General features: G+C 36.1%; 24 protein-coding genes and 1 tRNA gene. 11 read left to right on the top strand and 14 right to left on the bottom strand.

From position 1 onward, the window contains the following. The first annotated feature begins 158 nt into the window (after nucleotides 1-158). Both FTV03_RS10550 and FTV03_RS10545 read left to right on the top strand, forming a co-directional pair. The gene (locus tag FTV03_RS10550) at nucleotides 159-668 is read left to right on the top strand and encodes a hypothetical protein (RefSeq protein ID WP_180041372.1); all 510 of its coding nucleotides are present in this window, start codon (nucleotides 159-161) and stop codon (nucleotides 666-668) included. Then, nucleotides 628-1,500 carry a zinc chelation protein SecC gene (locus FTV03_RS10545; protein WP_180041371.1) on the top strand — a complete coding sequence of 291 codons (873 nt, stop codon included), beginning with the start codon at nucleotides 628-630 and terminating at the stop codon, nucleotides 1,498-1,500. The genes FTV03_RS10550 and FTV03_RS10545 overlap by 41 nt, the downstream gene beginning before the upstream one ends. A 139-nt stretch (nucleotides 1,501-1,639) precedes the next feature. Here the strand turns inward: FTV03_RS10545 and FTV03_RS10540 are convergent, their stop codons facing one another. Further along, on the bottom strand, nucleotides 1,640-2,122 hold the full coding sequence (locus FTV03_RS10540; protein WP_257220740.1) for a hypothetical protein: 483 nt from the start codon (nucleotides 2,120-2,122) through the stop codon (nucleotides 1,640-1,642). A gap of 95 nt (nucleotides 2,123-2,217) precedes the next feature. On the opposite strand from FTV03_RS10540, the gene FTV03_RS10535 reads away from it, so the two are divergent. The 4 genes from FTV03_RS10535 to FTV03_RS10520 are packed head-to-tail and all read left to right on the top strand — an operon-like array spanning nucleotide 2,218 to nucleotide 5,070. Then, nucleotides 2,218-2,424, top strand: a complete 207-nt coding sequence (locus tag FTV03_RS10535) for a helix-turn-helix domain-containing protein (protein WP_180041370.1) — start codon at nucleotides 2,218-2,220, stop codon at nucleotides 2,422-2,424. Nucleotides 2,425-2,469: 45 nt separating this feature from the next. Further along, entirely contained in the window at nucleotides 2,470-3,150 is a 681-nt protein-coding gene (locus FTV03_RS10530; protein ID WP_180041369.1) for a hypothetical protein, read from the top strand. Continuing rightward, nucleotides 3,147-3,974 carry an ImmA/IrrE family metallo-endopeptidase gene (locus FTV03_RS10525; RefSeq protein WP_180041368.1) on the top strand — a complete coding sequence of 276 codons (828 nt, stop codon included), beginning with the start codon at nucleotides 3,147-3,149 and terminating at the stop codon, nucleotides 3,972-3,974. Before FTV03_RS10530 ends, FTV03_RS10525 begins: the two co-directional genes overlap by 4 nt. Beyond that, nucleotides 3,964-5,070, top strand: coding sequence for a hypothetical protein (locus FTV03_RS10520; protein ID WP_180041367.1), 1,107 nt, complete (start codon nucleotides 3,964-3,966; stop codon nucleotides 5,068-5,070). Before FTV03_RS10525 ends, FTV03_RS10520 begins: the two co-directional genes overlap by 11 nt. Here FTV03_RS10520 and FTV03_RS10515 read toward each other — a convergent pair. The 3 genes from FTV03_RS10515 to FTV03_RS10505 form a co-directional block, all read right to left on the bottom strand. Then, nucleotides 5,050-5,598: a sce7726 family protein gene (locus tag FTV03_RS10515; RefSeq protein ID WP_180041366.1), complete on the bottom strand. Its 549-nt coding sequence runs from the start codon at nucleotides 5,596-5,598 to the stop codon at nucleotides 5,050-5,052. The genes FTV03_RS10520 and FTV03_RS10515 overlap by 21 nt on opposite strands. Nucleotides 5,599-6,072: 474 nt before the next feature. Beyond that, the gene (locus FTV03_RS17795; protein ID WP_218949540.1) at nucleotides 6,073-6,549 is read right to left on the bottom strand and encodes a transposase family protein; all 477 of its coding nucleotides are present in this window, start codon (nucleotides 6,547-6,549) and stop codon (nucleotides 6,073-6,075) included. Beyond that, entirely contained in the window at nucleotides 6,497-6,895 is a 399-nt protein-coding gene (locus FTV03_RS10505) for a transposase family protein (RefSeq protein ID WP_180010615.1), read from the bottom strand. Before FTV03_RS10505 ends, FTV03_RS17795 begins: the two co-directional genes overlap by 53 nt. A gap of 238 nt (nucleotides 6,896-7,133) precedes the next feature. Between FTV03_RS10505 and FTV03_RS10500 the strand changes: the two genes are divergently transcribed. Then, nucleotides 7,134-8,138 carry a T6SS immunity protein Tli4 family protein gene (locus tag FTV03_RS10500; protein ID WP_180041365.1) on the top strand — a complete coding sequence of 335 codons (1,005 nt, stop codon included), beginning with the start codon at nucleotides 7,134-7,136 and terminating at the stop codon, nucleotides 8,136-8,138. A 486-nt stretch (nucleotides 8,139-8,624) separates the two neighbouring features. Then, nucleotides 8,625-9,188 carry an alkyl hydroperoxide reductase subunit C gene (gene ahpC / locus FTV03_RS10495; RefSeq protein WP_078190520.1) on the top strand — a complete coding sequence of 188 codons (564 nt, stop codon included), beginning with the start codon at nucleotides 8,625-8,627 and terminating at the stop codon, nucleotides 9,186-9,188. Nucleotides 9,189-9,257: 69 nt separating this feature from the next. On the opposite strand, the gene FTV03_RS10490 is transcribed toward ahpC, so the two are convergent. After that, nucleotides 9,258-10,181, bottom strand: a complete 924-nt coding sequence (locus tag FTV03_RS10490) for a LysR substrate-binding domain-containing protein (RefSeq protein ID WP_168378962.1) — start codon at nucleotides 10,179-10,181, stop codon at nucleotides 9,258-9,260. 106 nt (nucleotides 10,182-10,287) lie between these two features. Continuing rightward, entirely contained in the window at nucleotides 10,288-10,920 is a 633-nt protein-coding gene (gene ycaC, locus FTV03_RS10485) for an isochorismate family cysteine hydrolase YcaC (RefSeq protein WP_180025950.1), read from the bottom strand. Nucleotides 10,921-11,242: 322 nt separating this feature from the next. Here ycaC and FTV03_RS10480 point away from each other — a divergent pair, with 322 nt between their 5' ends. The 3 genes from FTV03_RS10480 to FTV03_RS10470 all read left to right on the top strand — a co-directional run bounded on the left by FTV03_RS10480 (nucleotide 11,243) and on the right by FTV03_RS10470 (nucleotide 14,679). Then, the gene (locus FTV03_RS10480; protein ID WP_180025915.1) at nucleotides 11,243-12,121 is read left to right on the top strand and encodes a pirin family protein; all 879 of its coding nucleotides are present in this window, start codon (nucleotides 11,243-11,245) and stop codon (nucleotides 12,119-12,121) included. 430 nt (nucleotides 12,122-12,551) lie between these two features. Further along, nucleotides 12,552-13,850, top strand: coding sequence for an FAD-dependent oxidoreductase (locus FTV03_RS10475; protein WP_143221600.1), 1,299 nt, complete (start codon nucleotides 12,552-12,554; stop codon nucleotides 13,848-13,850). A gap of 1 nt (nucleotide 13,851) precedes the next feature. Next, entirely contained in the window at nucleotides 13,852-14,679 is an 828-nt protein-coding gene (locus FTV03_RS10470; RefSeq protein ID WP_180041364.1) for a cyclopropane-fatty-acyl-phospholipid synthase family protein, read from the top strand. A 51-nt stretch (nucleotides 14,680-14,730) separates the two neighbouring features. Here FTV03_RS10470 and FTV03_RS10465 read toward each other — a convergent pair. From FTV03_RS10465 to FTV03_RS10430, 8 genes are all read right to left on the bottom strand, one after another. Then, nucleotides 14,731-14,806 (bottom strand) — tRNA-Thr (locus FTV03_RS10465). Nucleotides 14,807-14,996: 190 nt separating this feature from the next. Continuing rightward, nucleotides 14,997-15,224, bottom strand: a complete 228-nt coding sequence (locus FTV03_RS10460; RefSeq protein WP_078190515.1) for a hypothetical protein — start codon at nucleotides 15,222-15,224, stop codon at nucleotides 14,997-14,999. 1,731 nt (nucleotides 15,225-16,955) lie between these two features. Continuing rightward, nucleotides 16,956-19,094 carry a DUF3987 domain-containing protein gene (locus FTV03_RS10455; protein ID WP_180041363.1) on the bottom strand — a complete coding sequence of 713 codons (2,139 nt, stop codon included), beginning with the start codon at nucleotides 19,092-19,094 and terminating at the stop codon, nucleotides 16,956-16,958. Beyond that, entirely contained in the window at nucleotides 19,087-19,461 is a 375-nt protein-coding gene (locus FTV03_RS10450; RefSeq protein ID WP_180041362.1) for a hypothetical protein, read from the bottom strand. The genes FTV03_RS10455 and FTV03_RS10450 overlap by 8 nt, the downstream gene beginning before the upstream one ends. 111 nt (nucleotides 19,462-19,572) lie before the next feature. After that, entirely contained in the window at nucleotides 19,573-19,932 is a 360-nt protein-coding gene (locus FTV03_RS18180) for a hypothetical protein (RefSeq protein WP_180002767.1), read from the bottom strand. Beyond that, nucleotides 19,929-20,147, bottom strand: a complete 219-nt coding sequence (locus tag FTV03_RS10440; protein WP_180002769.1) for a helix-turn-helix domain-containing protein — start codon at nucleotides 20,145-20,147, stop codon at nucleotides 19,929-19,931. The genes FTV03_RS18180 and FTV03_RS10440 overlap by 4 nt, the downstream gene beginning before the upstream one ends. 90 nt (nucleotides 20,148-20,237) lie before the next feature. Continuing rightward, nucleotides 20,238-20,525: an AlpA family transcriptional regulator gene (locus tag FTV03_RS10435; RefSeq protein ID WP_180041361.1), complete on the bottom strand. Its 288-nt coding sequence runs from the start codon at nucleotides 20,523-20,525 to the stop codon at nucleotides 20,238-20,240. A gap of 114 nt (nucleotides 20,526-20,639) precedes the next feature. Next, on the bottom strand, nucleotides 20,640-21,671 hold the full coding sequence (locus tag FTV03_RS10430) for a hypothetical protein (RefSeq protein ID WP_180041360.1): 1,032 nt from the start codon (nucleotides 21,669-21,671) through the stop codon (nucleotides 20,640-20,642). Between the last annotated feature and the right edge of the window lie 195 nt (nucleotides 21,672-21,866).

Here is a 21,866-nt window from a genome sequence, read left to right as displayed (position 1 = left end):
TAACAGCCAGTATGTACAGGTGCTTAAAATGATTATTCTGATTTCTATGTTGTACTGAATTATTTTTTGCCTTTACAGGCACGAATCAAATTTAGCTATGGCTAAAACGGGACTTAATGTATTCTCGATACTAAATAAAGCTACTTGAATATAATTCCATGAGTATGAAGACAATTTATGAAATAACTGAAGAAAAATCTATTAGTTTTTCAACTTTAAAAGATGAGCAACCACTACTTTTAGATCAGGCTTTTGATGTCGTAATGCTACCTAGTGTATATCACTCAAAAGCTTTTCATGTTGGGGCAGCAGATTTATTTTCATATTTGAAAGACAATATCGGAGAAGATGTTGTCCAAATCTTAGTATCCGATGAAGATTATCAAGAAGTAGGTCTACATTCCAAAGCTTTACGTATTGGTGTAGTTATCATAACTGCAGTTATTGCCCCTATTTTTACAAGTGTCTTAAGTGATTATATTTCTAATGAACTAAATGGCAGTCCTGGCGATGAACTGGAAATGACGGTCATTATAGAGAGACCTCAACAGGTAAATATCAAACTTGATTATAAAGGTGATGTTAACGAGGTTCATAAGGTACTTGATAAAATCAAAGAGTTAGCTGATGGAAAAGAAAATATTGAACCTCCTAAACTTGGTAAATAATTCATTATTAGATAGGAATTTTCTTGATATTGCTTGCTTACAGGAGCAAGCAGATCTAATTAATGAGTGGCTTGAAAGTAGTAAAAAATTAGGAAATGGTAATGTTTCTAACTACTTATGGGCACTTAAATCTATAATATTAATCAAAAAAAAATATATTGAGAGCTTTTTATTAATCAAGAATAAAGAATACATTAAAGCGTGGAGTTTACTTGCTGCTTTGGAGTTAGATATACAGTTTCTTGAACAAAATAAGGAAGAATTAATCGAAGAAACTCAGAAAAGATCTTTAATCTTTTATAAAAATGCAGTTAAAAATTGGCAAATTTTATTTCCATACAAACTATTTTTTAGTATTGGATTTCTCGTTAGTAAAAATTCATGTTCAATCTGTGGTAAGCAAATTACCCCTAGAAATAAATGCGAGCATAAAAAAGGGAAGCTTTATAATGGTGAGCTATGCATGCATATTGGAGAAATGTCAGAATTACGTGAAGTTTCTTTAGTTACTAATCCAATGGATAAAAACTGTTTTATTCAAGATATAGACTATGATTATAGAGTAGTTGAGTATGTGTCAAATCAACTTATTCATGCATATGATGGATGGGGAGTCCATAAAACAAAGCACAAATGGCAAAGATCTAAATTAGATCATATAAATAAAGATGCTGTATGTCCTTGTGGTGAAATGATATTATTTAAAGATTGTTGTTTTGATAAAGCCGAAATAGAATTACCTCATTTCGAGATTTTTTTTGTAAATAATAGAAAAGATTCACTATCAAAAGCCACTCTATTTTTAGGTGAAAAAAGCAAAGATTTTACTTAAAGTAAGTATTATTGAAAACTCTATGTAACTAATTTTTAAATCATAATTAAACAAATATTCAACCTACTGAATTAAGCCCTTCTATGACTTTAAAGAAAGAGTATCTCGAAGCTTTGGGAATACCACAGAGTTCCTAACCTCAAAATGAGGTTAGGATACTGTCTAAAGCAGTACTATATGCATTGAGATCAGTTAATTCTTCTATGCATTTATTTTTTTCACTATTGATCCTAATAGCTGAATTTGGAAATTTCTTTTCTAATAAAGAGAAGCTATTTAGTTGTTTTTCTAACATTGAGATTTTCTTTTGAGTTTCATCTTTAGTGCATCTCATTTCTATAAAATCTAAAGATACACCTGTAATTTCACGTAATTGATCAAGTTTGTTGGTTTCTGAAAACGTCGAAAGCCGAGAGTTGACTAAATTAGTTTCTTTAATTAAAAAACCATCTTCAACTAACTTTCTTAGTAATCGATACATACGTTGTCTATTGAAGCGATTACGTTCTTTTTTACTAAGTTTTAAGTTTTTCCAAAACTCATTTGCTGTCCACTGTTCAATCTTTTTGGTTTTAAACAGTGGTGGAAAAAGTTCAAACATCGGCATATTGCTTATAGACATGACAATCACAGCATAAAAAATAAAAGAGGATTATAGTCCGTGGATATATAGTCCTCAAATAGTGATAGTTCTGTTTTTTGATCACTTGAATTGAAATGTCAGAACTTAGTATCTTTTTTGGACAATTAGTTCGGAAACATAGAAAAGAGAAAAACATATCTCAGGAAAAATTAGCTCTACTTTGTAATATCGATCGTAGTTATATGGGGCGTATTGAACGTGGAGAAGTAAATCTTACTTTAGAGAAAGCATATGAGATCGCAAAAATTTTAGAAGTTGATTTAAGCCTTCTCTTACCTTAATTTTTGATTTTATTTGTTATAATGCAAAAAAATAAAGGGGGTGGTATGGGGCAGTCTATTTTAGATCAGTTGAAGAGTTATGGAATTCCAATTCAATCACCTAATGAGCAAACTATTCATTCAGAATATTTGCCGACTGGACAATTATTAGAAATTTCTAATGGATACAGTTTTGAAAAATCCCTTTATTGTGATCAAGAATGGAAGCTATACCATACACAAGTTCTAGCTTATTTGAAAAGTTTACCGAAAGAAGAAGCGCTTGATTTAGCAAAAAGAATCGATTCACAGGATTGGCATTGGAAATGGTTAGATAAGACCTATCATTTGAAAACTGACGATTGTAATGAATGGTTTTATCTTACTATTGATTCGAAAGTACAGGCAGCATGCTTAATTTATTTTCCTAAAGATAGTTGTCTGAATCCCTTGGAGCAAATTTTCTATGTTGAATATTTAGCAGTTGCTCCATGGAATCGTTATACCCCTATTGAATCGCACCGATATAAGGGATTGGGAAGCTCACTATTATTAAAAGCAATTAATTATCTTGCAAAAAAATATAAAAATTCGGGACGTTTTTCATTGCATTCACTTATACAAGCCGAAGGATATTATATTAATAAACTGAAGATGCAACATGTTCAAAGTAATGATAAGCCTTCATTAAAGTATTTTGAATTACCAGATCATGAAGTTTCAAATATTATTGGAGCAGTAGCATGAGTTTGGAAATAGAATCAATTGGATGTCATTCCGCTAATAGTATTGAAATCTTTAATGAGTTTGAAAATTTTCATGCATATTATTCTCAAATGCCTGATAATATTAAGAAAAAAATTGGTATAAATAATGAAAACTATCACAAGTTTTTTAATATCTACCGTAATAGCCCTACCAAAAGTTTATTTAAGAAAACGGATTCAGCAGATCAATATCTAATTGATTTTTGGGTGTCAACTGTAAGTGGTAAAGCTAGATTTTTAGATGGTTTTTTGGATAAGCCCTACGTTGGCATAAATAGGGATTTTCTACGGGCACTATTTGATAAATTCATCAAAGAAACTAATTTGATAGTTATACAAAATTATCTTCTAGAGCAAGGTATATACCTAATTTTTGAAACTGCTAAGGAAGGGACAAAAGTAGATGGTGTCTCTTTAAAAGTTAATGAAAAGCCAGTTGTTGCTATGTCTCTAAGGCTAAAAAATTTAGATAGTTTTTGGTTTACTTTACTCCATGAATTATCCCATATCGTATTACACTTTGACGAATTGAATGAGCCTATTGTGGACTATTTTGAAGAAAGTTTCGATTTAGATATAAATAAATTAGAGAAGCAAGCAAATAAACTTGCGAGGGAAATAATGATCCCTAATTCAATTTGGAGAACTATTAAAACTACAAGAAACTTAGAAGACTTGGCTAGCTATTCTAAGCTATTTAAAGTTCATCCAAGTATTATTGCGGGGAGACTATCGTTTGAAAATAATGATTGGGCTAGTTATTCAAAATTAAGAGCGGAATATAAAATTAACTATGAACTCTAAATATATTCCATTTTTAAAATTTAAAATGAATGAAGTTTATGCTTTAAACTACTTAGATGATGAGCTTAAGGTAAATTTAAGTGTATTCTTTGACTTACCTAATGAACTTCCTTCAAAGTCTCACAATGATGGTATTGACTCTTTTTCTCCAGAAGAATTACTTGAATTTAAAACTGACACTTTGAAAAAGAAAATTGAAGCTCAAAAAAAATATTTGAATACTAAACTTAATTTTTTAGATGAAATATTTATTGATAATTATGATATTGATCCTTTAGTGAAAATTGACGGAAAAACATATAATTATCAATCGATAATAGATGAATTTGCACCTCTTGGTATGATACCTGTATGTGGTGTTGATGATCGAGTACAGGAGCATTTAGATTGCGTGTTAGCTAGCGCAAAAGCAGGAATGTTTCTAAAGGATAAAGTTGCTATTCGATTAACTGAATCTGCCTTTGAGGATTATGAATTCATTGAATATGATTTTGAGGATTGTGTAGCAAAATTAGAATCTACCTTTGAAAAAATTATTCTTATTTTTGACTTAAGGGTTGTAGAAGATATCGAGAGATCTAGTAAGCAGGTTATAGATTTTCTAGATAATCTAGATTTGGGTAAATTCGAAAGAATAATAGTATCGGGATCAACTATTCCTAAAGTCATAACTCAACTCATAGAAACAAAAAAGAATAAAGTTGTCGAAAGAAAAGAAGTTTCAGTATTCAAAAAATTAAAAGAACAAAACATACAATTTGATTTTGGTGATTACACGTGTGTTAGTCCTGAAACTAGCTTTTTAGACATATACATTGAGACTATTCAGTCATATATGACAGGTAAAATTTTTTACCCTTATGATCATTACTTTTATGTTACAAGAAGTGGAAAAACTAGAGGCTTAAGAGTTCCTTTTAAGCCATTACTTGATGAAATTGTTCATAAACACTTTTACAGAAAAAAGGATTATTCATTTGGTGATAAATATATTCATGAAAAACAGCCAACAGGCCTATCAGTAACTTCTTCTACTATTTTAAAGCCTAACATTAATTTACATGTGACATATATGCTAAGAGACTTTTCTATTTAATAAGCTAAGGCAAATTGATTGGTCTAATTCATACGAAGTGTAGGAGATATTTAGGAGATCAATTAGATCATTTCTTGTTGAACTTGATTTATAGCTTATATATTTATTTTCTAAAAGTTGCTGCATTTCAGCTTTCCAAAGAATCTTTGAAGCTATGTCCTTGCGATAGAATGGGTTGTGAGAAGATTTTCTCACATACTTGAATTTTATTGTTTCATTTTCATTTATTGCCAAAATAATTCCCCAAAAGTCAGGCAGAAGCTCTAACGCTTTTTTTAGATGTTTTTGAGTCGTAACCAGTGTATTTTTCTTAAATGAAGACTGATAGTGGGTAAATTGTCTGACTATACGTTGTATTTGATCATTATCACCTTTGATTTCATAACAATGAGAATAACTATAAATCGCTATAAGATCTGGACGTGCTAAACCATCTGAAATAGTGATTTCATTTAAGATTTTTTGAGGAGAAATTTTTTTTTGGTTCAGCCAATTGGTCAGGGCTAACCTGATTTCAGCATCATTCATAACGAGCATGATTTTTAGCTATGTAAATAGTGAAATAATTATAACCGATTTTAGTCTTCTCTCTAATTTTTTAAACTAATTGTAAAAGTTGTATTTATCGTTATATTTCAGAAGAAATCCTATAAAATCAAATTTTTTAAAAAAGTATTTGATTTATTTTTTAATAAGATTATGATTTTTAAGTTCTTATTTTTATTTTTTATTGTTTTTTATATAGTTAACCGTTTTGAGACACACTAGAGATATATTTTTGTAAAGTTTATAAAATTATTCTTTATATATAGTAAGTTAAAAGAAAGTTTACAGATATTAGAAATAATTCTGTAAACTTTTTTATTATTTTACAGTTCAAAAGTTTTATTTGATTATCAGTAACTACATGACAATATTTGTGACTTTTACCAGTGCCCCATTAGTTCCAAGTAGTGCAGCCTGATAATAAAATACAAATTACTGTTAAAAAATAGACCTCTTTCATAAATCATTTTTACTCAATTCCGAGTTATAGATTCCTGCGATTAAACGGAATCTCAAACCCAGCCTTTTACCTCTATTTCGGTAACGTTCAGCAAGAATTTTAAAGGTCTTCAGGCGACCAAATACATGCTCGATCCCGATTCTTCTTTTGTTGATTGCCTGATTATAGATTTTGAGTTCAGGTTCCAGTTTACAGCGTCTTTTGGCTTTTAACGGCAATAGGCTATTAGGGTACACAGCATAAATTCCCTGATAGCCTTTATCTGCAAGGATAAAAGCACCTGAAGGAATCTGCTTTAAATTGCGTTTGAATAGCTCGAAATCGTGCACCATACCGCGATCAGTGCATAAACTCAGAATTTGCTGAGTTTTATAATGAATGATGGCCTGTACTTTAAAGGTATGCGTCTTTTTCTTGCCACTATAGCTTTTCTTCTGTTTTTTTAGGCCTTTGAATTGGAATTTCTGTGGCATCCACGATCACCACATTCCAGTCGATCCCTTCGCCTTCAGGCAAATTCTTCGGTAAATTAAACAGATTGGATTGAATCAGGCAATCTTCAACATGACGTACAATTCTTGAGGCTGTTGACTCTGAAACCCCGTAACTCGTAGCAACGTGAAATAAAGTTCGGTATTCCCGCCAATAGCTCAGACAGAGTAGAACCTGATCCTCCACACTTAACTTGGGTGGTCTGCCTTTAGCTGGAACATGCTTCTGCAATTGCTCAACCATTAAATAAAAGGTTGACCATGAGATGCCGGTATATCGCTTAAACTGTGTTTCAGAAAGCTTCTTCTTTGAATCAATGTATTTCATCCGCAGATTATGCATGAATGCTAAGAAAGTTAGAGTACAAATATCAATCAAAAAGGTGCTCGTTTTTTGATTTATGCAAGATGTCTAATATAAATTATATTTATTCATTACATTCTCTTAGTACTTAATTTTTTATCAATATATCAATTAAATTTTACAAATTTTGATAAATATAATTTAAACGTATAGTTTAGAAATTAATAACACTAACATTATTTAATATTCGAGAGAAATACCAATGAAAACAATTGTTAAACTAGCTTTAATGACTTCAATGTTTATAAGTGCTAGTTACTCCCACGCAAACAATAATTCTAAGGTATTTAGTCCAATGGTTGACTTAAAAAACGCTAAAAGTTTTTGTGCTGGCAGATATACGATCCAATTGCCTAAAAATGTCGAGCAGATCGCTGGTGGTGATATATTCAACTCATTCCAAATCAAGAGTAAAACTGGATCATCCGTTGCTGAATTAAATGCTGAATATGCATCATTAAAAGATTACTTTACTAGTAAAGTATCTAAAATTACTTTGGACACAGAATTAAAAATATTTGGGTCTAAGTCAGCACGTATTTTCTCAGGGAAAGCTGGAACTATTGAAGGTGTTCCTTTACAGCTTCATTTTTGGGTCTTAGATCGGAATACATTGTTCAAGTTTGAGATCCCATACATGCCAGAGAAGAAAGGTCTAGTTTTTGATGAAATGAACAAGATCATTGCGAATATCAGTGCTCGCAACAACGATACAGTTCCTTCTGAGAAAGGTGTTTGTATCTTAAATGGATTTATTAAAGATTCTGATTCACAGTTCCGAAGAAGTACACATACGATTGCATTCAAAATGAGCGATATGCCATCTGTGAGAACAAGTATGCAAGTCGATGCTGTTGCTCATCAATTGCCAGATTTAATTACTCGCACAGAAAGCAATCTAAAACGTGATGGAATTCTTCATTTAACGTACACATCATTCAAAACAATCAGAAAAGGTACAAAAAACCAAACTAGTGGTGATCAACTCACTGGATCGGAATGGGTAAGCAAAGCTCCAATGAAAGGCAGAAATGGGATTATTGCAACTTGGGAACATGCAGGAACAGCTCAGAAGATTAATGATCCAGCGGTAAAGTATGAGTTTGATTCTGGATACGATGGAAGTAATGTTCGGACTTCAGACCTTTCAGAAAAAGAAGCCCTAAAAATATATGAATCAATTCTTGAAACAATAAAAAAATTCTAGGAATAATTATGACGATTGAAAAAACTCCTATTGATAGTACTGGGGGATTGCTTCAAGTCTGTTGTGACTCCAAGCACTAATAAAACTATTTGCAATGCCGTTATTGGGCCTAAATTGGTTGTGCCTATTATTTTTATACCGGGCATCATGGGCTCAAATGTTGAACCAATGGAATCTAAGAAAGTATGGTTCCCTGCAACGGAAAATTATTGTCGGGCATGGTTATCGCATAAAGTCAAAACGCCACCATCACACTATAAACAACAGTTTACACAGGCTGCTTGGCAGGCCCTCTGTATGGATATAAAGGCTTGCACCCATTGAACTTGATTGGTTTGCACGATGGAAAGGCAAAGATTGATTTAAATAACAAATCTAAAAATCCGATAGTTTTTATAAAAAAGTTCGGTTTTACCTATGGTTTGATATTTCGTATTCTAGCTTCAACAGATAAGCAATCCCTGAAATGAGTTAGAGGAATATCAAATGAGTTTAATTAATACTGAAGTAAAACCATTTAACGCTACCGCTTACCAAGACGGTCAATTTATTGAAGTTTCAGAAAAAGACTTCTACGGTAAATGGTCTGTGGTGTTTTTCTATCCTGCTGACTTTACTTTTGTATGTCCAACAGAATTAGGCGATCTTGCAGATCACTATGCTGAATTCAAAAAAATGGGCGTAGAAATTTATTCAGTATCTACTGATACACACTTCACGCATAAAGCTTGGCACGATTCTTCTGAAGAAATTAAGAAAATCGAATACCCAATGGTTGGCGATCCAACTTGGACACTTGCGAAAAACTTTGATGTTTTAATTGAAGCGGATGGTCTTGCTGACCGTGGTACTTTCGTAATTGACCCTGAAGGTAAAATCCAAATCGTTGAAATCAATGCAGGTGGTATTGGTCGTGATGCTTCTGAATTGATGCGTAAAGTAAAAGCTGCTCAATATGTACATGCACACCCAGGTGAAGTATGTCCTGCAAAATGGAAAGAAGGTGAAGCGACGCTTGCACCATCGATCGACCTAGTGGGTAAAATCTAATTTAGTGATCCAACCGTAGATTTAAAAAAGCCAGAACTCAGTTCTGGCTTTTTTTTGTGGTCTAGAACATTAAACTAAATAGCCATCATGCTCCGGAGCATAGTCACGAATTCCAGCGACTAAATAGTCAATTAATCTTTCCATGACTAGGCGCTGACCTTTTCGCGAAGCATATACCAATTGTACCGTACCGACATTTGAGCACCATTCGGGGAAGAGGTGAATTAAACGACCTGCCTCAATATCTGCTTGTACCGTTAAATACGGTAAGTCTGCGATGCCTAAACCATCGAGTACCGCATAATAAGCACCGGCTAAGTCATTGCTTTTAATCCGAGGTTGTAAGGCAATTTCAATCTGCTCTTGCTGTCCCGTATGATGCAAATGCCATTGATAGCGGTTTTTCTGTGTACCCAAAACGATACTCGGAAATTCTGTCAATTCGAAAATATGCTTTAACTCGCGTCCTTGTAAAAGTTCAGGACTAATCACTAAGCAATGCACGGTTTTAATCACGTCACGTACAATAATGCTCGAGTCTTCATTTTTACTAAAATTGGTACGAATCGCTAAATCAATGTCGTCATGCAAGACATCTACACGGCGGCTAGACAGCTCAAGTTCGACCTGAACTTTGGGATGATCTTTTAAAAATTGATTTAACAAGGGGCGAATTTGATGTTCCATCATGACCGGTGGACAACTAATTTTAACCAAGCCTTCAAGTTCACTTTTTTGCTTCAGGAGCACCTGATGCGCACATTCAACTTGTTCGATTACTTTTATGCATTCTTCATACAATTCTTGGCCTAATGTCGTGACCTTAAAGTGTCGGGTAGAACGCTGAATAAGGGTGACATTATATTTGGCTTCAAGATCTAAAATGCGTCGGCTTAATTTTGATTTTGTAATATTCGATGCTTCACTTGCAGCGCTAAAACCGCCATGTTTCACCACCAAGTAAAAGTAGTAATAATCATCAAATGAATGCATGGATCACCTTATGCAGTGAAAATTATTTCAATTCAAATCATCATACGTCAATTTATACATCAGGTATAAAAAAAGCGGCTCGAAGCCGCTTTTTACTACTGAAGGATTATTTCTTTTCAGTATTTTGCGTATAGCTGTTGATTAGGTTGCGGTAGTCCGGTATATGGTTGCCGAAAAGCGCACCTAAACCTTCAATATCATTACGCCAGTCGCGGTGTAATTCACACGCGGTACCAAACCACGTCATAAGCTGCGCACCCGCTTGCGTCATACGTTGCCAAGCTGAGTCACGGGTTAAATGGTTGAATGTACCTGAAGCATCGGTCACCACAAAGACGTCAAAGTCTTCTTCTAAAGCAGACAAGGTTGGAAATGCAACACAAACCTCAGTCACTACACCGGCAATAATTAATTGCTTTTTGCCTGTTGCTTTGACGGCTTTCACAAAGTCTTCATTGTCCCAAGCATTAATTTGACCTGGGCGTGCAATATAAGGTGCGTCAGGGAACATCTCTTTGAGTTCTGGAACCAATGGACCGTTTGGACCTTGTTCAAAACTGGTGGTGAGAATCGTTGGAAGATTAAAATATTTTGCGGCTGCAGCCAGTGCGAGCACATTATTTTTAAATTTATCTGGATCAATGTCGCGAACCAATGAAAGTAGACCTGTTTGATGGTCAACTAAAAGTACCGCGGCATTATCTTTGTCTAAACGAACGTAAGGTTTGCCCCATTTTATTGTCCTCTTTCCTGTTTGCAACTACGCAGGATCAGATGAAATCTGCGTGTTAACTAGATTTAGAATAGTTGTAAAAATGAGACAATGAAATGGGTTTAAATGAGAAGCTCAATCATAAAATTGGGATAATTCATCGTTGTATATGTCTTAAACCTTAGAATTTCGAAATTAATGCTTGGTTTTGAGTGAGGTGCAGATTTTATGTCTGAGTATTGTTCTAATTTTGAGATATAGAATGCTATCTGGAAGATGGTCAGTAAGTATTTCAAAGCTTAAAATAAGCGCTATGTTCATCCTATCGTATGAATATAGGAGCTAAGAAATGAAAAAAGTAATTGGTGTTTATCGTAATCAGCAAATGCACTGGGTGGGCGATGGTTTTCCAGTCAAAAGCTTATTTTCCTATGATCGTCTAGGTCAGGCGATTAGCCCATTTTTGCTTTTGGATTATGCGGCACCTTATCAGTTCGATCCCACCACTGCACGGCATGGTGTAGGTTCACATCCACATCGTGGTTTTGAAACGGTGACTATCGCCTACAGCGGTGAAGTGACTCATAAGGACTCAAGTGGTGGTGGCGGCACAATTCAAACAGGCGATGTGCAATGGATGACCGCAGGGTCGGGTCTGGTGCATGAAGAATTTCATTCGCCTGAATTTGCTCAAGCAGGTGGTCTTTTTGAAATGGTTCAATTGTGGGTGAATTTACCGGCAAAAGACAAAATGACCCAGCCTCGTTATCAAGCGATCACACGCCAAGATATTCCTCGCATAGACATGGATGAAGGTGCAGGGCATATTCGGGTGATTGCTGGTGAAATGGGTGGTCACCTTGGGCCTGCACAAACCTTTAGTCCAGTGAATGTCTGGGATGGTGAATTGAAAGCTCAATATGAAACCACCTTACATGTACCTGAAGGGCATAACACCATTTTGGTGGTCTTGAAGGGTGAGGTTGTGGTGAATGAAAGCCATAAAGTTCAAGACAGTTCGATGGTCATGTTTGCCAAAGATGATATCGCCATTCAGCTACAAGCGTTGCAGGACACACAATTTCTGTTACTTAGCGGTGAGCCACTAAATGAGCCGATTCAAGGTTATGGCCCATTTGTGATGAATAGCAAAGCTGAAATCATTCAAGCCTTTGATGATTTCAATAACGGAAAATTTGGTGAAATTGCGCTGGCGCATGAAGCTTAAGCGAAAATCATGTCGTTGAAATAGCCGAAAAAAAAGCCTCTGAATAGTCAGAGGCTTTTTTATTGAGCGCTGTAGTATTTATAGTTGTCATGATTTAAATATCATTTTACTTTTTATAAATTGTGATGAATTTATCACTTTCTTATGTGGCGCATCTTAGCGAGACTTGGCTTTAAAGTAAACCGAAAGTTATAAAAATGGTTAATTTAATTGTTTGGTTTTATAGAGTAATTAAAATTTTAAAGAAAAATATGTTTAAAAAACAAAGCTTAAATTGTGTGCTTTTTGACTGTAAATATTTGTAAATTTAACTTAAAAACGGCTGTACTGAAATCCATACAAAAAGTGCGAATCTGGTATTTTTTAATAGCTATTTTTAACTTCTGATCAGTCATACTTTTAAACTGTGTTTTATAGATGGAAAAGAAAATTGGAAATTGCAGTCATCGGTAGTGGCATGGCTGGGCTGGCTACCGCAAGAATTCTTAAAGACGCAGGGCATAACATTACAATTTTCGAAGCTCTGCCTGGTCGTGGTATGGATAGCCACAGCACTGAGTTTGAAGGCGGCTTGATCGATGCCCCTTTGCGTGTGATGAATCCACACCTCTGGAAAAATACCTTAAGTTTGGCGACCCATTTAGGGATTAAAACTTTCCCAGTCCGTACCTATATGGCATGCAGTTGGCTATTTGAAGATCGTACAGAAACGTGGTTGACCACCAGTCGTAGCCGTATTGGTAATTTCCCAATTATTAATAACCGTAAAGGCTTACAACAATATGGCTGGCGTTTAGTCAAAGGGATGTTGCAACTCAAAGCGGCGATCACTCGATTTTTTAAATCAAAAAATCAGGACATCACGCTTGCCGAGTTCATTAATAAAAATGAAATTGAAGAAGTATTTTGGCATGGTGCGGTCATGCCTGTGTTGTATACCATTTGCACCTGTAACCCGAAAACGATTGGGGAATGGCCTGCGAAACCGTTGTTGATTTTCTTGCGTCAATTGACCAATGGCGATGCCTTGCTGCGTATCCAAGGTGGTACACCTGCGTTGGTTGATAAACTGATTGAAGGTTTAAATATTCAAAGTGGTACGGCAATTACCAAAGTGCACGAGCAAGACGATAAAGTCTTGGTGGAAACTGAGGCCGGAGCACATCATCTATTCGATCGTGTGGTAGTCGCGACACCAACCACCAAAACGGAAGAATTTTTAGATTCAACCCAGTTTGCTGACGATATTGAGCTTTTAAAGAAATTTAAATTTGAGCAAGGTCAGTTGGTGATTCACACTGATCAAACCGTGATGCCACCGAAGCGTAAAGATTGGTCTGTACTAAGTTATATGATGGACCGTAAATTTACCCGTCAGCAATTTACCGTGTGGCTGAACTCAATCGAGCCGAGCTTGGTGGGTAAAACCCCTGTGTTCCAAACCTGGCAGCCAGTGACACCGATTGATCCTAAAAAAGTGATCTCTTCGGTCAGTTTGACACGTGCAGTGGTGGATTCACATACCGTGGCGCTGAATAAAGAGTTACAGCAACGACATTTATCCCCTGAACGTAAAGTCTTCTTCTGTGGTTCATGGTCTTGTGACGGTCTGCCGATTTTAGAGTCTGCGGTAACGTCTGCTATGCATATTGCAGAAATTTTTGGTGCACCATTGCCGTTTGTGGGTTTAAAACCTAAAGTGGAGGTTGCCCCTCAACTCGGTTACTAACATGAAATGGCTTCAAGCAATTCGTCAGCACATCCCTAGCCATAAATATGCGATTAACAGTCGACTACTCGGAGATGATGCGGAGCTTGCTTGGAGCAATTTGGGCTATTGGAATGATGCAAAATCATCCTATCCTGCAGCCTGTCAAAAACTCGCTTTCCATCTTGCCGAATCCATTCAATTAAAATCTACAGATCGTGTTTTAGACCTTGGTTGTGGGCAGGGCGCGAGCTTGGTTTTTTGGATGGAACATTTTCAAATTCAAAACTTATCCGCAGTCGAATTGCAAACCGAATGTGTGGAAAAAATCCAAAAAAATTTAAATTCAAAAATCAAAATACAACAAGATTCATTTTTGAATTTAAAAAATATTTATTCACAAAACTGTATGGATGCCGTACTGTGTATTGATGCTGCGTATCATAGTGATTTGAATTTATTGCTTTTATCAGTTGTTAATGTTTTGAATTCAAAGGGACGCTTTGCTTTTCACTATTTGATGTTGTCCGATGCGTTTTTGAATTTAAATTCAGTGCAACGATTGAAATATCAAAGTCTGTTGAAAGCAGCAGATGTGAATTTGAAAAATTTAAATTCAAAGCAAAATTTACAACACCAAGTGCAACAGGCAGGTTTCGAAAATATCCAGATTGAAGATATCAGCGAATTCGTATTTCAGGGTTTTGCCGATTATATTCAAGAACAAAAAAGTCAGATGAGCCTGAGTCATGTGGATCAATTCAAAATCAAGATGACGGCAAAATTGTGTGAGAAGTTGTATCGAGACGGGCTGATTCGTTATGTGCAGATTAGCGCGAGGAAGCCATAAAAAAGAGGCTTTAAAAACATCAAAGCCTCACTAAAAAGCGAGGCTAAGAAATGGTGCCGGCACACGGATTCGAACTGTGGACCTACTGATTACAAGTCAGTTGCTCTACCAACTGAGCTATGCCGGCGTTGTGGAATGCATTCTACAGATTTTTTGAAGTGGTGCAAGTTAAAAAAACAGCAAATCGAATGTAATTTATACGTTTGATTTATTCAGCATTCGACCGATGTTTGGCTCTAAAAACCAGAGAAATAAAAATAGGTAATGTTTCGCCCACAAGATGTGGGCGAAAAAATAGGATGGGTGAGCGTTGAGTGCTATTTCATTCTTAAAATTTGGTCTAGATCCTGTGCGCATTCTTCAAGTGTATATGCCATCTCCAGTTGCATTTGGGGGCGGAGTTCATTGGCGAGCTTTCGCCATTCGTCAATCAGACGCTGTGCTTTTTGAATTTTATGTTTATTGATGTCTTTGGCAAGGGTTGGGGTATAGCCACCACGTTTGGCGTTCTTGATCTGCTTAACATAATTCTGGCTGTTATTCATGTTCTCTCCCGAATAGCAGTGATATATGAAATGTGTTTTTTAAGTTTTTCGTTGATCAAGTTAAAAGTACCGCAATCGCGTTTCAGTTCTATGATGTTTAAATTAATGAATAATTTTTTGAATAGTACCTATATTGAGAGGATGATTTATTTTTAGCATAGGCTTAAGTAATTGTCTTTAGAATATAAAATTTGTATTTGTAAATATACGTGTACTTATTGCTGCCAATAAAAAATCCATAAGTCGTGCATTAGGAAAAAAACGTGTGATTGAAATCCGTCAATCAGGACTTAAATACTGTGAAGTTATTGAGCTAAACAAATAGAAGATCAATTAGGGGGATATTTAATATTGAGAACAATAAAATTAAAAAAGGCCTAAATTTTATCAATTTAGACCTTCATTCTGCTTGGCATTGCAGTTTATTCTGGCGGTGAAAGAGGAAGTCGCAATAACGATATAACTTGCTGAAAAATATAAATATAAATTATGATAAATTCAAATATACCGACAAATATACCGACAAGTGTTCAAAGTTGGAATATCAGTACACGTATCGTCAATTTGATTCCTTATTTCTCGATTCGTGTGTTTTTGAATATAAAACTGCTTTTTTAGCTTAAAAAAATATAAGTGGTTTTACTGTTTTCTTCCTACCTGTTTTTTACTGGTCGAGTAAGTCGAATAGTAGAGGGGGTGTCCAGACATTCCAGCTTGATAGATCGACTACTGCTATTAGTAATTCAGGTGCCAGTCGGCACAAACGAAAATAGCGCGATTTAAAATACGCACTCAGCACTTTTCTTTATTGATTTAACCATATAAAAACTATGGTAAGGTTACTCAAGTTTTAAAACACTATCTTTGCAGAAAAGCCCCTAAGTTTAATAATGAACTTGGGGGCTTTTTCAATTCCGTGATGCAGAATATTTCTAATTGTTTGATAGCTAATTTCACACCCTATAATAGTGATATTCTGCCAATCCCTTATTAAAAAAAATATCTTTTACCGACTTGCTCCATGGGGTTGTTTTGCGGAACACGCAAAAACAACCCTAAGAATGAGATTTTTAAGTTACAAGTTATTGTTTATTTTAATAAAATAATGATTTTGGATGTAACAGTATCGTAGTTTCATATAAAATACATTTTTATCTGATTGTTTTTGCCAATTTACAATTATTGTCTATCGAATGGCTATGGTCTAAAATTAAACATAAAGGTCAGTATCTGAGCGTAAAGCCTGGGGCAATTGAAGCTCTTAGGTAGTAAGGAATTACTGGCTTTTTTATTTGATTTTTTTAACTTGGAATAATTTTCCAGGCCACAAGTTTTCATTATAAATGTGAAGGCTTCCTAATAAAGCTCCAATGTTTAGAACTTTTTTGATGCCATATTAAAAATAAATGATAAAATGTTGAGTATTTTCAATTCTCTATCTTTGCTAAAAAGCCCCTATGCCTATTGATAAGCATCGGGGCTTTTTAATTCCTTGATTATTTTCCTGTGTGGTATATCTATTTATGCATAAATTTCTATACGTGGTGGCTTAATGGCTTAATAGTTCTATAACACTTACCCAGCAAGGGTTACTACTTAACCAACATACTGAAAAGCCAGTGGCATAATGGCTTAATCAGTATAATTTATTCACTCATTAAGCCACTATGCAAGTCTGTAAATAAAGCTTTGCTTAATTGAATCCCTTTAATAGAAAGGCTTTTACAGTGATTAAGCCATTAAGCCGCTTTTTTTTGTTAAAAGTGGGTTGATTGAAATATAACGAACCTTTGATAATTCCTCTATTTTTAAGTGGTTACTATCAATAAGCTCGTGTAAAACTGGTTCTAATCTTTGCTTACTACCTCTCATTGGGCGAGGGCAGTTATTCATAAAACTAGAATAGGCAAGTTTGTCTATTTTCTTGTTAGCACAGTATTTAGTGAACCACTTAATCAGACGTTCTGCATCACTTTCAGTTTTAACCTCAATATCTGCATACATAGCCCATTCATTCAGTGAATGCTTAACGACCTCACAAGCTCCAGTTAAGGTCTTGGCATCAATCCACTGTAAGCCTTCAAAATAAGCGAATACAGTAGCTAAACGCCTTGCTAATTGACTGGCACGACTGGCAAAAGCCTGTAGATATTCATAGCGTTTACCTTTGCCTTGTAGTTCCTCAAACATGTTGTAGAACGATGCATCTATTTCCCTTGCCTCATCATTCATAGGAATGACATAGCGCCCATTGTGAAGTTCTTGCCCTCCTTGTGATCTAGGGCAGTCATCTAGTAAATATTCACAACGTGTCCAGTAAGCGATAAGCCTATGGTCATGATTGGCATTCTTAGATCGGTAAATAGCGTCCTGTAGACGTGTCCCTGCCAAGTTTTCTGGAGTGGTTAAAATGAAGCGTGGTAAAAAGCCTTGTCCTCTTAACACAGGGTCTTTCAATGCATCTGATAAAACTTCATGTTGTCCCTGTAGGTTAAAGGTCAGTCGAACATCATAAGCACGACCACTACCGTTTAAATTGGATTTAGAGCGTGTGCGCTCCACAAAACCATCATCGAATAATTTGGCATAGCCTCCAATGGCCTGGGTACGTGTATCACCTTTCATGGTATAGCCGCCAAAGAATTGACCTGCCTCATCACTGGCAATGGATGCATTATTTAGTATGCCATCCACGTATAGCCCTGCAATGGATTCTAATGTGATGTCACTGTATAAGGTGCTTGGGTCATGTGGTGGGGGATTCTCAGTACCATATGCCTCCTTATCCTTTTTATTTAATCCAGCTTGACCACTTTTCCAGTGTTCAAGGTCACGGCGGTATAGTTCATATTGTTTTCGCTCATGCTGAATAATGGCCTTATCTGCCATATTACGACTGGTACTTTTTCGGCTTCCGCTTTGGCCCTCAGTAAGCAGATATAAACTACATGGCTCACCTTGAGAACTAAATGGGTGCGGTGCATTTACATGAGCTTGAGCAATATGTGACATAGCGCCAATAACGCATTGAGCTGTCATAGCAATAGGGGCTTGTACATGCTCAGCAATCGCTATTACTGCATCTCTGGCTAGTGGTGGTAATGCATGGATTGGATAAGTACTAGTTACGGACGTTTCAGACTGTGCCAATGGCAATAATTCGCCCCATTCAGTAGGCTTGTTTAATTGCTCTATCGCCTCATCAATAAATGCTGTAATTTCCTCTTTGCTCTCATGCTGTGACAATTCAATAAAAAACTCGTTTCCTTTGATCTGTTGATATTGATTCAGCAATCGAACCGCCGTACTTTTCTCAAGGTTTTGAAATGCTTCAAGCTGGATATCTTCGGGGCGTACTGGCATATATAACCTGTCAAAACCTGACGTTTCCAACTGTTGAATAACAAATTGTATTTGCTCAAAATCAAATGGCTTGAGTTCTGCTTGCTTGGCATTGCAAAGGGTAGGCAATAGCACCAATGCCACAGCGTAGCCAGTCTGAGCAACTTTAAAGAACGCCTCCAGGCCATAGGTAATAATGACTGGCTTGGTATGGTCAAAATCCCCATACTTTGCAAAGCCTTTGGACAATCCATCAGGAATGACAGCTACACGCTGCCCATCTTGCATGACAGCACATTGAACAAGCTCCATTTGCCCATCATAGACAGGCAGAATCAAAGGCTGTGCATAGGTAACGCCGTTTATATCCACATTGCCATCATCGACATAGATCGGCTGCTCAGGACTGCCAAAACGCTTTATTAATGGATGTGATGAATAAGTATCATTAAACGATACAAGCTGGGCACATTCGGCTAAAATGGCTTCGGGTGTTATTAGTTCTTTGGGGTAGTCATAATCAAGCATTGTGGCTACCCTCATTATTATTTAAGGAAGAAATACGCTCATTATGTTTTTTTTGCCATTTTTTCCAAAATACGCAAGGAACCTGTTCCATTGCTTTATCAATAAGCAAAGTCCCTAAAATAAAATTAAAACTAAGGTTAGGATACTCAAGTTCAGCATCCTTCTTAAATTGATTGGCCTCCTCTATAGAATAAAAAGGAATATTCCAGTTACCAAGAGGATAGATAACATCACTATCCGCAACTCCAATAGCGATATATGAGCAATAACTTGTGCTGTTTGCCAGGCCATTAATCCATGCTTGGATTCTTTCTTTTGATTGATATTCAGGATTAACAAATGATTCGGTATTAATTTGATTAGGCATGATTACTCTCCCCATACTTTTTTTAGTACTGAGGAAATACGCTTAAATAGTCCCTGTTTTTGTGCAAAGTCTGAGGACTGGATGCGTTGGCGTGTAATTTGATGGATGTTTTTAGGCATTAGAATGCGCTCCGTTTGAATTTAAAGGAGCCTTGCCGATTACTGTCAAATAATGGTGGCGAGGCTGAAAAGGGTTGACAGACAGGCTCAAACGGATACCTGCACACATAAATGTGTCCCTCTCCAGCTCCGCCATAACATGCGAACGCATAGAGATATTACGCACAAAAAAACCGCTTGGAGCGGAATGTACGCCGTTTGAGAATTTGCAGTCTGTCAAAACTGATTCATCATGTGGATGAACGGTCTTAGAATAAACAGAACTGCTTATACTTGCAAGAATTAAGCAAAGTACAACAAAGCAAGTGCCTAGAAATATGCCTTTTATAAAGTCTAAAAATACATCCTTCACTGTTCTATCCTCCCTCTGTATTCATAGCGAGCATATGTGCCAGTGCGTTTACTATTGCGCTCACGATGGGTCACTATGTCATAGCCTGCATCGCGTAACTTTAGGATGACTGCGCTTAAACGAAAGCATCCGTATCTCTCTAATGCTTCGATTGGTGTAATGGTTTTGGATTGTTTTAAATGGTCTAAAACTTGCTGCAATTGGGTGTTATTCATGTTCTTGCCATTACTGGATCTGGTTCACGTTGGCATTAATCAAAAAGCCATCGGTAGAAAGCGCAGGTTCTTTGTGCTGATGCAGCATGTTTAAGCCCCGAAACCTTTTGAAGCCATCCATGCTTCAATATCTTCAATGCGCCATGCGGTGATGCGCTCGGTTAGCTTGATTGGGGCAGGGAACTCGCCAGCACGTACTTTGTCCCAGATGGTTGTTTCACCCATTGGCAGAACGCCTTGACGTTCAGGACGTGCCTTGATGATTCGAGTTGTGCCATCTTTGGTGATGTACTTGCGTTCTTTACGTGCAGCCGTAGTCGCAAGCTGTGACATACGGTAAAAGCCTTTTGGGGGATGATTGAATTTTTCAGTGGACATAAAAAACCTCTAACTATGTGCCGTATTGCTACGTGTTAGATGGGATTATCTTGTTGTTTTTTATATGTTAATAGTGGGTTGGTGGTACTTAATATAGATTAAGTTTCACTTGCTCTATATTTCTTTTGGCCTGCCAGCTTCCCTCGCATATTCTGGTGCTATATCTTCTATCCATTTTTTTAATGATACGGACTGGTCGGGTAGTTGGTTACGATGCTCGGTCTGGTTTAACTCTGCGTGAATTGTGATAGCCATTTCTTTAATTTTAATTTTATTGTCTGTATCTTGATTCCAAAGATAATTGGCTAAGGTTTTAGCTGCTAATTGAGCCATTTCTTTATCCTTACTCTTACCTTTCGGAGATTGTGTAATTTTAATTAAGGGTTTTTGGCTTTGTACATATACTTCTTCTCCAATTAAATACTTTTCAAGAAGTGCTAAGTTTTTGCTTAATATAAATACATCTTCAGGAATAATTTTTAAAAAACAGAAATCTTTTAGATGACCAATTATTTCATCAACTACAATTATCTCTGGCTTTACATTTAAATACTGTCTCTTGGATTTGGATGAAATCTCTTGCATGTCTGTGGTGCTAATAAACTCCTCTACCGATACAAAATTATCAAATAGTTCTTTCATATTATCGATTTCCTTTTGAATTAGGGCATCTGGTTTTTTGTTTTTATAATAGTTAGATGTAGCTTTCCACATATCATCTATAACCTCCCTTAAACTTGAGGAAATGGTTATATAGTCAAATGGAATAACATCTTTGAATGCATAAGTTATCACTTGATTCTGCATGCATACCTGCACTAAATCTTGATGTCTTAATTCTAAAAATAGTCCTGTTTTACAACTTTCGTTATGTAAAAATTCAACAAAATCGGGCAAGATGCTATCTCTTTTATCTACCCATTCAGACCAGTCGGGATCTGTTCTTCGCAATAAATCTTTTTTAAAAAAGAATTCACTTCCATAAGGATTTAAACCAAAACTATAAATATGTGCAGGTATGTTAAATGCCAACAATTGCTTTAAAAGGTAGCTATCAGAAAAAGTACATTGATTATATTTGTTGTTGAAGTATTCAGTTGTTTCTTTTAGCGAATAGAAAGGTGCTGGTTGCTTAATATTACTCATTGCTACTCATGCCTCCCACAGCATACCCAATATGTTGCTAAGTCAATCGGATTGGGTGTCCGACTTTCGTGTGCCGCAGCAAGCGGCGTAAGAGATGAGGGTATGGCCCCTCGCTATCGGCTTGCAGGAGCAGGTAGCAAACCACCATAAGCGGCTTGGATCAAAAGTCCCGGTCGTGAGCGTTATGGAAAAGGC

Origin of the sequence: Acinetobacter sp. YH12218, assembly GCF_013417925.1 — a bacterium.
Lineage (GTDB): Bacteria > Pseudomonadota > Gammaproteobacteria > Pseudomonadales > Moraxellaceae > Acinetobacter > Acinetobacter amyesii.
This window is presented reverse-complemented; position numbering and strand designations above follow the sequence as displayed.

What these genes read in the sequence shown, in the direction of transcription:
- FTV03_RS10550 (WP_180041372.1), top strand. Translation starts at nt 159, where the DNA reads ATGAGTATGAAGACAATTTATGAAATAACTGAAGAAAAATCTATTAGT.
- FTV03_RS10545 (WP_180041371.1), top strand. Translation starts at nt 628, where the DNA reads ATGGAAAAGAAAATATTGAACCTCCTAAACTTGGTAAATAATTCATTA.
- FTV03_RS10540 (WP_257220740.1), bottom strand. Translation starts at nt 2,122, where the DNA reads ATGTCTATAAGCAATATGCCGATGTTTGAACTTTTTCCACCACTGTTT.
- FTV03_RS10535 (WP_180041370.1), top strand. Translation starts at nt 2,218, where the DNA reads ATGTCAGAACTTAGTATCTTTTTTGGACAATTAGTTCGGAAACATAGA.
- FTV03_RS10530 (WP_180041369.1), top strand. Translation starts at nt 2,470, where the DNA reads ATGGGGCAGTCTATTTTAGATCAGTTGAAGAGTTATGGAATTCCAATT.
- FTV03_RS10525 (WP_180041368.1), top strand. Translation starts at nt 3,147, where the DNA reads ATGAGTTTGGAAATAGAATCAATTGGATGTCATTCCGCTAATAGTATT.
- FTV03_RS10520 (WP_180041367.1), top strand. Translation starts at nt 3,964, where the DNA reads ATGAACTCTAAATATATTCCATTTTTAAAATTTAAAATGAATGAAGTT.
- FTV03_RS10515 (WP_180041366.1), bottom strand. Translation starts at nt 5,598, where the DNA reads ATGAATGATGCTGAAATCAGGTTAGCCCTGACCAATTGGCTGAACCAA.
- FTV03_RS17795 (WP_218949540.1), bottom strand. Translation starts at nt 6,549, where the DNA reads ATGCCACAGAAATTCCAATTCAAAGGCCTAAAAAAACAGAAGAAAAGC.
- FTV03_RS10505 (WP_180010615.1), bottom strand. Translation starts at nt 6,895, where the DNA reads ATGAAATACATTGATTCAAAGAAGAAGCTTTCTGAAACACAGTTTAAG.
- FTV03_RS10500 (WP_180041365.1), top strand. Translation starts at nt 7,134, where the DNA reads ATGAAAACAATTGTTAAACTAGCTTTAATGACTTCAATGTTTATAAGT.
- ahpC (WP_078190520.1), top strand. Translation starts at nt 8,625, where the DNA reads ATGAGTTTAATTAATACTGAAGTAAAACCATTTAACGCTACCGCTTAC.
- FTV03_RS10490 (WP_168378962.1), bottom strand. Translation starts at nt 10,181, where the DNA reads ATGCATTCATTTGATGATTATTACTACTTTTACTTGGTGGTGAAACAT.
- FTV03_RS10480 (WP_180025915.1), top strand. Translation starts at nt 11,243, where the DNA reads ATGAAAAAAGTAATTGGTGTTTATCGTAATCAGCAAATGCACTGGGTG.
- FTV03_RS10470 (WP_180041364.1), top strand. Translation starts at nt 13,852, where the DNA reads ATGAAATGGCTTCAAGCAATTCGTCAGCACATCCCTAGCCATAAATAT.
- FTV03_RS10460 (WP_078190515.1), bottom strand. Translation starts at nt 15,224, where the DNA reads ATGAATAACAGCCAGAATTATGTTAAGCAGATCAAGAACGCCAAACGT.
- FTV03_RS10455 (WP_180041363.1), bottom strand. Translation starts at nt 19,094, where the DNA reads ATGCTTGATTATGACTACCCCAAAGAACTAATAACACCCGAAGCCATT.
- FTV03_RS10450 (WP_180041362.1), bottom strand. Translation starts at nt 19,461, where the DNA reads ATGCCTAATCAAATTAATACCGAATCATTTGTTAATCCTGAATATCAA.
- FTV03_RS10440 (WP_180002769.1), bottom strand. Translation starts at nt 20,147, where the DNA reads ATGAATAACACCCAATTGCAGCAAGTTTTAGACCATTTAAAACAATCC.
- FTV03_RS10435 (WP_180041361.1), bottom strand. Translation starts at nt 20,525, where the DNA reads ATGTCCACTGAAAAATTCAATCATCCCCCAAAAGGCTTTTACCGTATG.
- FTV03_RS10430 (WP_180041360.1), bottom strand. Translation starts at nt 21,671, where the DNA reads ATGAGTAATATTAAGCAACCAGCACCTTTCTATTCGCTAAAAGAAACA.